This window comes from Acetobacteroides hydrogenigenes, from assembly GCF_004340205.1.
Classification (GTDB): Bacteria; Bacteroidota; Bacteroidia; order Bacteroidales; family ZOR0009; genus Acetobacteroides; species Acetobacteroides hydrogenigenes.
In genome coordinates, this window is the sequence record NZ_SLWB01000008.1 from 158810 (window position 1) to 169007 (window position 10198).

5 protein-coding genes and 2 rRNA genes are annotated in these 10198 nt (G+C 47.5%); 2 read left to right on the forward strand and 5 right to left on the reverse strand.

The window, feature by feature from the left end:
- Nucleotides 1-48: 48 nt before the first annotated feature.
- The 3 genes from CLV25_RS09925 to CLV25_RS09935 all read right to left on the reverse strand — a co-directional run bounded on the left by CLV25_RS09925 (nucleotide 49) and on the right by CLV25_RS09935 (nucleotide 4744).
- On the reverse strand, nucleotides 49-2457 hold the full coding sequence (locus CLV25_RS09925; protein ID WP_131839491.1) for a glycoside hydrolase family 3 N-terminal domain-containing protein: 2409 nt from the start codon (nucleotides 2455-2457) through the stop codon (nucleotides 49-51).
- A gap of 639 nt (nucleotides 2458-3096) precedes the next feature.
- Complete coding sequence (locus CLV25_RS09930) at nucleotides 3097-3696, reverse strand: hypothetical protein (RefSeq protein ID WP_131839492.1); 600 nt, start codon at nucleotides 3694-3696, stop codon at nucleotides 3097-3099.
- Between the two features lie 307 nt (nucleotides 3697-4003).
- Nucleotides 4004-4744: a DUF6261 family protein gene (locus CLV25_RS09935; RefSeq protein ID WP_131839493.1), complete on the reverse strand. Its 741-nt coding sequence runs from the start codon at nucleotides 4742-4744 to the stop codon at nucleotides 4004-4006.
- A gap of 437 nt (nucleotides 4745-5181) precedes the next feature.
- Between CLV25_RS09935 and CLV25_RS09940 the strand changes: the two genes are divergently transcribed.
- Both CLV25_RS09940 and CLV25_RS09945 read left to right on the forward strand, forming a co-directional pair.
- Entirely contained in the window at nucleotides 5182-7872 is a 2691-nt protein-coding gene (locus CLV25_RS09940) for a KAP family P-loop NTPase fold protein (RefSeq protein WP_131839494.1), read from the forward strand.
- A gap of 32 nt (nucleotides 7873-7904) precedes the next feature.
- Entirely contained in the window at nucleotides 7905-9443 is a 1539-nt protein-coding gene (locus CLV25_RS09945) for a M28 family metallopeptidase (RefSeq protein WP_131839495.1), read from the forward strand.
- 114 nt (nucleotides 9444-9557) lie between these two features.
- Here CLV25_RS09945 and rrf (CLV25_RS09950) read toward each other — a convergent pair.
- Both rrf (CLV25_RS09950) and rrf (CLV25_RS09955) read right to left on the reverse strand, forming a co-directional pair.
- Nucleotides 9558-9669: ribosomal RNA gene (gene rrf / locus CLV25_RS09950) — 5S ribosomal RNA — on the reverse strand.
- Nucleotides 9670-9889: 220 nt separating this feature from the next.
- Nucleotides 9890-10001, reverse strand: a 5S ribosomal RNA gene (gene rrf / locus CLV25_RS09955).
- Nucleotides 10002-10198 lie beyond the last annotated feature (197 nt).

Sequence of the window (10198 nt, forward strand, 5' to 3'; positions counted from 1 at the left end):
CGAAATAAAAAATCCCCATCTGACTTTCGGATGGGGATTTTTGTATGGCTATAGTTCAATGCTCTGCTCTAGTATCGTATTGGCAGAAGAGCCTCCCACCATCAGCATAAACTTACCCGGCTCTATGGCCCATTTGCCACCTCCCTGGTAAAGTTCAAACGATTTTGCGGGAAGCGTAAAGGTGATGCTCACCTCCTCGCCTGCCTTTACGGGGGTACGCCTAAAGGCAACCAATCGCTTATTAGGAGTGGTATGGCTAGCCACCAGCTGCTTAAGGTAAAGCTGCACCACCTCATCGCCATCACGCTTGCCGGTGTTAGCAACCCTTACCGTTACCTTAACTAGAGAGTCTTTGCGTCCCTGCAGCTTTTCGGCGCTGATACCCCTATACTCGAACTGCGTATAGCTAAGCCCGTAGCCAAAGGGGTAAAGCGGTGTTCCCTTTTCATCGGTATAGTCGCTGCGATTGGCGGCTCGCTTGGTATTGTAGAAAACCGGCAGCTGCCCTACCGAGCGAGGTACAGACATGGTAAGCCTTCCAGCTGGGTTATAGTCGCCAAAAAGAACATCGCCAATGGCGTTTCCGCCCTCCATGCCCGGATACCAAGCATCTACAATGGCAGGAATATTATCGTTAGCCCAATTAATGCTAAGCGGACGCCCCTTTACTAGCACAAGAACCACAGGCTTACCCAATGCGGCAATCTGCTGCATTAGCTTCTCCTGCTTACCCATCAGGTTTAGCGTTGCCCTATCGACACCCTCGCCGCACTCCATATCGTTCTTCATATCCTCGGTAACCTTAACGGCTCCTGTAACCTCGTACTTCGATGAGAAGTCGCGGGCGCTAGAGCCACCCATCACCATAACCACCACATCCGATTGGCGTGCGGCCGACAGAGCCTCGGCAAACCCATCCTCCGACTCGGAACGAATGGAGCATCCCTTGGCGTAGCGCACCGTTGTCTGCGGCCCTAAATGGTTCTTTATTCCCTGAAGCACGGTGATAACGCTGCCATCGCGCTGCGGTGCGGTGTAGTCGCCCAGCATGTTGTAAACGTTGTCGGCATTGGGGCCTATTACGGCAATCGATTTAACCTCGCGGCTTAGCGGCAAGGTCGATTTTTCATTTTTAAGAAGAACAATGGACTCACGCGCCACCCTACGGGCAAGCGCACGATGCTCCTGTATTACCGATGATGACAGCACCTCCTTTTCGTCAACAAAAGGGTTGTCGAAGAGCCCGAGGTCGAACTTGGCAGCCAGCACACGAGCCACCGATCTATCTAGGATGGCAACATCAATCTTACCCTCGGCTACCAGCTGCTCAAGGTTTTTATGGTAGCAGTTCGAGCCCAAATCGGCATCAACCCCGGCGGTAAACGCCTTAAAGGTTGCCTCCTTGTAGTCGGCAGCAACGCCGTGCCCCTTAAGCAACTCCAATCCGCCCAAATCGGAGAACACGAAGCCATCGAACTTCCACCCATCGCGCAGCACATCTGTAAGCATTTGACGGTTGGAGTGGCAGGGAATGCCATCAACCTCGTTGTACGAGGCCATTACGGTGCGAGCGCCTGCCTCGACAGCGGCCTTAAAGGGCGGATAAACGTACTCGTTCATCTCGTACTCGCCGATGTGCGAGCTTCCGCCGTTATGCCCCCCTTCGGGCATTCCGTAGGCGGCAAAGTGCTTTAGGGTGGATATGACGTTACGCCCGCTCTTGAGGTTGCTGCCCTGCAATCCACGAACGTAGCCTACCCCAAACTCCGAGATCAGGTAGGGATCTTCGCCAAACGACTCCTCGGTTCGCGACCAGCGCGGATCGCGCAGCAGGTCGAGCACCGGGCCGTAGGCAACATGCCCACCCTGCTTGCGCACCTCGAGCGCTACAGCCTGAGCCATCTCGCCTACAAGCGCAGGATTCCAGGTTGACGATAGCCCCACCGATGTTGGGAACACCGTGGCGCCAATGGCCATGTGCCCATGGGGCGCCTCCTCGGCCAAGAGTATAGGGATTCCCAAACGGCTATTCTCTATTACGTAGCGCTGCAGCTGGTTGGTAGCCTTAGCCGCCAGCTGCGGATTTAGTCCGGATACCAGCGTGCGCTCGGTCCACGGATCGGCACGCATAAACGCCCAAAGCATTCCGATATGCCGATTTCGAACCTCCTCCTTCAGCTTACTGGTAAGCAGAATCTCGTTGCCCTTCCGCTCGTACATGGGCCATCCGAGCGGAGCGAGCAGCTGGCCCACCTTCTCCTCGACGGTCATTTTCGACACCAAATCCTTTACACGCTCGGGAGTGGAGAGCGTTGTATTCTCGTAGGGGTCTTTTACCCCATTCTTGTTGAAATCGATCCAGTTCTTTTTAAATGGGCTGCCTTGAGCCGGCGCAGCCAGCCCTGCTGCGGAAAAGATAGCGATGCATAGGCACGCTTTATACATTCTGTTGAGCATCGTAAAAAGTTTTTGTACCGTAGTATTCGGTTACCCGTAAATACGATGCGGAAGTTACAAAAACGGCAAGAGATCTTCACCCATTTGCCCAATAGTAAGCTAACCCCTACGCGCTTGTCAGCATCCGAAGGGGCAAAAAGATGAAGCGCCACCTCAAATATTTCGCTAAAAAGAATTAGGCCATTCTATTTCGAAGGTTATCGCCCCTAGCGGAGGCCAATATCTTTTAACTTAAGGAAACCGACTTTATTCTTGTCATCCCGGCAAAGGCCGTGATCCATAGATGTCAAGTTAAGGCTGAATTTAAAAGGACATACGCCCAATAGCAGCACGTTATTCTCCCGCTTGGGCGGGAGGATAAACAGTTTTCAATTATATGCTGGTACTTAATATTTATCCTGTTATTTTAATAAATGTAATTCTATGCATCGGCTTAACTTGACGGCTAGGGCCGGTATCTCCTCATAAAAGGCTCTTTTATATTTTATATGGAGATCCCGTGACAAGCACGGGATGATACTCCGAGGGAAAGATATTCCTTAAGCTAACGGCATTGCCACGCTACGCTGCATCCGAAGATCCATAAAAAAAGGGGAAGCCGTTTAGGCCCCCCCCGCAGAAGCGCTCCAACAAAGGGCGCTACTCTGTTTCCTTTTTAATCAGCTTTATTGGACATCGGAGCTCCGTAATGTCGGCTCGCATCTTCTCCAGAACCGATTTTACAGCATCCGAGGTAGCCCCCGGTGGCTGCTGCTGTTTAAGCAGCTGCGCGTAGTGCTCTATATAGGCATCCTCGTCGAAGTTAAGGATAAACGAAGCACCCTCGCCCTTTTCGAGCAGCCCGTATATGGATAGCCTTTCGGTTGGCGAGTTTAGCGTCGCATTTAGGCGGCCGCCGCAAACGAGGTACACGCCCTGGTAGCGGACCTTAGGATCGCTTACGCTACTCTCGCCCGAGCAGTACATGCTGCCATCGAAGGTAACATCGAGCCTTAGGTATAGGGGAATTCGCTCGTTCATCATGGAAATAAGCTGGGCCTTTACCATATCGGTAAGCTCGGCAGTCGTGCCCTTAACTACTATATTTTCGGCCGTAGGAGGCTCAAAGGTCCAAGTGCCTGCAATATCCTTGGCCAATACCCCCGAGTTGTTTCTCGAAATTGTCGGCACGCTTTCGTCCTTTGCGCACGATACAGCAACAGAGGCAGCCAGCAGCAGGAGGTATAAGTATCGTCTCATAGCTATTTTGTTAAATTTAATGTATTCGAGCTAATTGCCCAAAGGTAGCGATTTCTTGTACAGTTCCTAGCGCCACTGCAAATTTTGCAGGCATGCTGCGCCCGGCACCTTCGCCGTGCAAGCCCTCGCAAAGGACTTCCACACAAAAAAGGAAGCTGCAACAGGTGCAGCTTCCCCCCACTAACTATTAATGTCTGACCAATACTACCCTCACGGTAGAAGTTTTGAACTGACAACCGGGGTGCTAAGCTCACCCCCTACTTTAACATAAACCTAATTAAAACGAGCAATACCTCACGGCTATATTCTACTTCGCACCCTCATTTTTCTCCTTTTCCTGATCGCGGAGCGTTTGGCGAAGCTTAATTTTCTTATTGTAGTCTACTATGATTTCGTTAAGCCCATTGGCAAGAGCGGTAAGCTCAGGTGTTGGCTCAAAATCAATCTTTAGGTTGATGTAGTCAATCAGCTTTTCCAAGTTTGCGGCCAAAGGCTTTGCGGCCACGAAGGACGATGGTAAGCTGTTGACAAAGCCGCCTGCTCTACGCTGCTCAACGGCATCCTTTACAATTTTCTGCCCATCGCGGATATCCTGAAGCCAAGCATCGGACTGGATGGTGGTAATTGCCGCCCTAAGCACAGGGTTGCGATCGATCTCGGCCAGCAGATTGTCAATGCTGGTTGTTTCCTGTTCCAACGGAAGGGTGGCCATGCCATCACCAAAGTCGTGGAATATCCGCAGTATAAGCTTACCTGCTTCAACCCATGCGGGATCTTTACGGTTTACGCTTCGAGCAGCATTACTTTTAAGACCATTAATACCCCCATCGCGGAGGTTGTCGCCCTCTACTACCTTTTCGGTAAGCTCAGGATGGCTTAGCTCTTCGGTGGTTTTTACGAAAAGGTCGAAGTTGCCTTTTACGCGATCGATGTAAGGTATAAAGCTGGGGTTTTTACCGAGCAGCTTCTCCACAGGAGGTAGAAATGCGCTAACGAAACCCTGCTTTTCCGTTAGGTTCATTAGCCTAAAATTGGTGGTTTCAATCATGATTTGTTTACAATTTGGTTTTAACAGGGGCTAATTTAGTAAACTTATGTTATGTTGTACTATTTTGTATTTATTTTTTATCAAAAAATTTATCCATCCTCGGTTTTCCTAGATTTTTAGAAGAAAAACTCTCCGTGTTTTGCTCCACCAGACTTTTTTGGAACAAAAACTCTCCGTGTTTTGCTCCGCCAGACTTTTTTGGAACAAAAACTCTCCGTGTTTTGCCCCGCCAGACTTTTTTGGAACAAAAACTCTCCGTGTTTTGCCCCACCAGACTTTTTTGGACGAAAAACTCTCCGTGTTTTGCTCCGCCAGACTTTTTTGGACGAAAAACTCTCCGTGTTTTGCTTTGTCAGACTTTTTTGGGACGATTCACGTGCAGGTAAGCACAACCAGCCCGCTTTTTAGCGATATTTAGGACGAAAAATATACCAACTATGATACTGTATCGGATAATTAAGGGTTTCTGGGGGCGGTACGTCTTTTACCTCTCGGTTTTTGTGGCGGTTTACTTTTTGATGAGAGAGAAGCTGGATAGCATCATCTTTGGAATAGGGAATAATTGTTTTACGGAAGGAGAACACCCCGACATAGTTCTCTATTTCTTTATTATTTCAACTCTATATCCTCTATATAGGATTCAAAAGAAAGACTTTAAATCAACAATTGAACCAGCGTATGTTGCTTATTGTCTTGTCCCTATTTCGAGTTGGTACTTGATTCAACTCATATTTGGATTTTCAAAATCTACCTACTGGTTGAACACCGACTTTTTTAATACAGCACTATTCTTCACCATTTTTTACTCCATTCTTCTACTTATACATAGAAATGACAATCCAAAAGTTTACGATAGGTTACCATCTCTTTTACAAAAAGACGAACCAATTGAAGTCTTCGACACTGATAAGTTGGGCTTTTCACTATATGCCGATTCCATCTCAACCAACATCCGCAATATTGTAGATAATAAGCATGCATTTGTTTTTGGGATAGAGGGAAACTGGGGCTCGGGCAAGACCTCCTTTATAAACTTGGTAAAGGCCAACCTCAAAAAGGACGAGGCCATACGCATCCTCGACTTTAACCCTTGGATGAGCAGCAAGGTACAACAAATAACCACCGACTTCTTTAGCCTTATGGCCGAAAATACTCCCGAGATACGGCTACGAATGAAGTTCCGCCAGTATGGCAAGGTGCTGGCTGCTGCCGATGGTACGGGAATCGTCGGAAAGGTTGTAGAAAGCATTTGCCCCAGCCAAGATTTAGGCGCAATACTCGAAACAATAAACAGCTGCATAAAAAGACAAGACCTCCGCTTTGTCGTATTTATTGACGACACCGACCGCCTCGATAAGGAGGAGCTGCTGGCCATGTTTAAGCTGGTGCGCAACACAGCCAGCTTTAGCAATACCATTTTTGTGCTTACCTACGATAGGAATTATGTAGAAACAGTGCTAAGCAAATACTTCGAAGACGAACGCATTGCCCAAACCTATCCCGATAAGATTATAAATTTCCAGTTTGAGCTTCCATCTTCGGCAAAGGATTACTACGAAATTCTAAAAGAGCAGATAAACAGCTCTGCCTTTTTTAAGGCCCACCCCGAGATTGCATTGAAAAATGGTGACCTCAAAAAAGAATTTACCTGCTTATTCGACAACCTCCGCAAGGTTAAGCGCGTTTTCAACGCGCTTGTTGTAGAAAGCGGGCTACCCCATTTTGAAATAGTCCCCGTGAAATATACGCTAGTTTTCACTTACATTTCCTACTACCAACCAGAGGAGTTTGCTCTCATTCGGGATACTTTCAATAGTTTAAAAAGTACTTTACCAAAAGAAGGAAGAGGCAAGCATCTGCTAAGGCTAATTCAGGAATCGAAAGGTATTTATGGTCCAGATACTAGTTATTATGGGGTTAACGAGAAAACGCAAGAAAGAGAAAGAGAAAAAGAAAAGGAAAAAAGAAAAAAAGAGCAGGACGATTTTAACAGCAAACACCCTTTGCTGTACTTTCTACTACTAAACGAAAATGGAGATAATCTTTTTGTTAAGTATTTAGAATACTTTCTTCGGAGTAACTCCATTCACTATACGGAATATATAGATAGGTATAGAAAGTATGGGGTTTACGGTTTTAAAGGAATTGATATTAACCTTTCCAACGCGGCTGATATACTCAACCGGCTTATAGTAATCCGAGAGAACTTTAACGACTCCTTTTATAGAAAATGTGCTGATGATACTTTTACTGCATTTACTAATGGCGAAATAAGTATAGGATCGAATGATCTGGAAGCGCATTTTGAGTTACTGCTAGCGTTAGCGTTAAGCACCAGTAATCCCTCAAACAGTTTGGAACAGGCATTATTTTTAACAAATAAATATTTTGAAAGACATAAAAACCGCAATGTAAACTTACTTGCTATACTTGAAAAGCTAGATGAAACCGACAAGGATTCTCCCGACCCATATATTCAGCACTACACTAAGTTTGATCTTGAACCTAGAATTTACATAAAATCTAATGCTTATAGAGAAATCATTCACCAACCACGTGAATACACCCTCTTCGATGAAAGTAAGGTCGTTCAATCGGCAATAAAACATTTAAGAAAAGTAATCGAAAGAAATATTTCTTACGACATAACTGAAGTTGCTTTTTTTGCTTGTGGAGGGATAGTACTAGAACCTGAAAAACGTATTAAGAGCAGTACTAAAATTGATGAAAATGCATGTAAACTATTCAAGAAGTACATCGAGCAGAATCCTGATGAATTTGTGAAAAACTGTATAAAAGATTACATACAATGGGAAGATGTCAAAAAAGTTTCTTTTCACCCATTATTAATGCAGATATTCAATAACAGCAAGGATGAAGTAAGGAACTATTTTAAAAATGTTGACTGCAAAACGAAAAAAGGCCAAATCAGGCTTCTCATGATTCAAAAGTATCTCGAAGACTACTTAAGCGATGAAATACAGAAAAGCGATTATAGGGCTTTCGAAATAGAACAAGCCGACTACAACAGAATCTTTAGCGACTCTGAAGAAAAAGAGGAAGCAGAAGAGCAAGCAGCGCATCTAGAGCCTAACTTACAAGTTACACCAACCGAAGTTTCAAAATAAAACGAGCACATAGCTTCACAAAACCGATACCAATGAAAAAGTACCTAACGCTAACCCTACTTCTACACCTTGCCTACATCGGCAGCGCGCAGGAGAACGTTCCAGCAGCCAACGCACAGGTCAAGAACCTAAAGAAGCACCTCTACTACCTGGCCTCCGACGAGCTTAACGGCCGCAGGGCGGGCAGCGAAGGACAAAAAAGGGCGGCCGCCTACATCGCCCAGCAGCTTAGTAAAAGCGGGGTGGCACCAATAGGCACCAAAGGGGCATCGCCCTACTACCAAAGCTTCGCGCTGCACCTTGCACCAGTTCAAGACCACTTTGCCGTAACGGCAACCATAAAAAGCACCTCGCAAAGGGTGTACATGCTCAACGATATGGTTGTGTTGTCGGCCAGAGGATTTGGCGACACCGAGGTTACCCCCTACATGGGCCCTACGGATGCGGCAAAGGGCAAAAGAAGCTATGTGCCGGTTGTAGAGGCCCAATCGATCGACGAGGGATTGGCCAAAATAGAGGAGGCCACCAAGGGCAAGGCAAAGGGGACCTTTATGCTGCTCCTGCCCAGCAAGAAGCTGATCGAGTTCAGGAAAAGCCGATTTGCCCTATCCAACCTGCTCCTACAATCGACCAACGACGCGGGCGACACCGTCTTCACCTCGCCCTTTACGCGATCGTTCAAGGCCAAAGAAAACGAGTACTACAGCCGAGCGCTCCCCTTTCTCGAGCGGCATCCGGCGCTCAACATCCTCCTAATCGACGAGATCTTTCTTAGGAAGCTATTCAAGAATAAGGAGCAGGAGGCCGACAGCCCCAACGCGGGGCTACGCCTAGGCGAAACCATCGAGTTCATTGGGCGCACGCCAGCCGATAAGCTAACAACGATTGGCACCGAAAACGTGGTGGGCCTTATAGAAGGAACCGACAAAAAGGACGAAGCGGTAATCCTCTGCGCCCACTACGACCACATCTACCAAAAATCGCTAAGGAAGACCGCTGATACCGATACCATTTACAACGGCGCCGACGATAACGCATCGGGCACCTCAGCCATTATGGAGGTTGCTCGCATGCTGGCACAGGCAAAAAAGAATGGGTACTCGCCCAAAAGAACCATTGTTGTAGCGGCATTTACGGCCGAAGAGATGGGGCTAATCGGATCGAGCTACATGGCCGAAAACCCCATCATTCCCCTAAGCAAAACAAGGATGGTGGTAAACCTCGACATGGTTGGCCGCACCAACCAAAGCCACACCGATACCAGCATGTACGTCTATCCCCTTGTACTTGGCAGCACCGACAGCACCTTTACGCACAAACTTAACCAAAACGCGAAGCGGGCAGGCATCGACATCAGCGGCAAGCTGGCCGATAGCGACAGGATGTCGTGGACCCATGGTTCCGATCATGCATCGTTCGTAAAAAAGAGCATCCCGGCAATCTCACTCACCACCGGTAAGCATCCCGACTACCACAAACCCTCCGACGAAGCAGATAAAATAAGCTATCCCCGATTGGAACGCATCACCAACTTTGCCTTCTACACCGTTTGGCAGCTGGCAAATGAGTAGAAGAGATACACGATTTGAGACACAAGAGGCAAGATATAGCTGAAAGATCTTGCCTCTTTTTATCATGAGTCTTAACAAAAAAAGGCCCCGAGATTTCTCTCGAGGCCTCTGTAAGATTGGCGACCACCTACTCTCCCGCTTGGTGTAGCAGTACCATCGGCGCTGGCGGGCTTAACGGCCCTGTTCGGAATGGGAAGGGGTGGAACCCCGCCGCCTAGTCACCTAAGTATTTTTCCAGATGTTAGACTTTAGATATTAGATGCTAGACTTCTTCGCCTAACCTCTTATCATCCGATCTAATGTCTAGTATCTGTTTTCATTCGGTTATAGTGCTAGATGCTTGTAGTGATGTTGACTACTTCTGGCGTAAGCCATCTAACATCTAACGTCTCAGATCTAATGTCCTTTTATAAAAAAGCCCCGATCAACAGATCGAGGCTCTATAGGTTTGGCGGCCACCTACTCTCCCGCTTGGTGTAGCAGTACCATCGGCGCTGGCGGGCTTAACGGCCCTGTTCGGAATGGGAAGGGGTGGAGCCCCGCCGCCTAGCCACCTAAGTCTTATTTTTAGACTTTAGTATTTAGTACCTAGACTTTAGACTTCACGGCATATGCCATTCGGTCTTCGTCTAACGTCTAAAATCTTGTATCTTTAGATTCTTGACATTCTTCGGACGAAGCGGCGTCTGCCCGCTAAGGGCGCGGCCCTCTCGGAGCTCTACTGGGCAATTAGTACCGCTCGGCTGAGCGCCTTA

Bases quoted from the DNA above. Each gene is read 5' to 3' on its own strand.
- CLV25_RS09925 (WP_131839491.1), bottom strand. From the start codon at position 2,457: ATGCTCAACAGAATGTATAAAGCGTGCCTATGCATCGCTATCTTTTCC.
- CLV25_RS09935 (WP_131839493.1), bottom strand. From the start codon at position 4,744: ATGATTGAAACCACCAATTTTAGGCTAATGAACCTAACGGAAAAGCAG.
- CLV25_RS09945 (WP_131839495.1), top strand. From the start codon at position 7,905: ATGAAAAAGTACCTAACGCTAACCCTACTTCTACACCTTGCCTACATC.
- CLV25_RS09940 (WP_131839494.1), top strand. From the start codon at position 5,182: ATGATACTGTATCGGATAATTAAGGGTTTCTGGGGGCGGTACGTCTTT.
- CLV25_RS09930 (WP_131839492.1), bottom strand. From the start codon at position 3,696: ATGAGACGATACTTATACCTCCTGCTGCTGGCTGCCTCTGTTGCTGTA.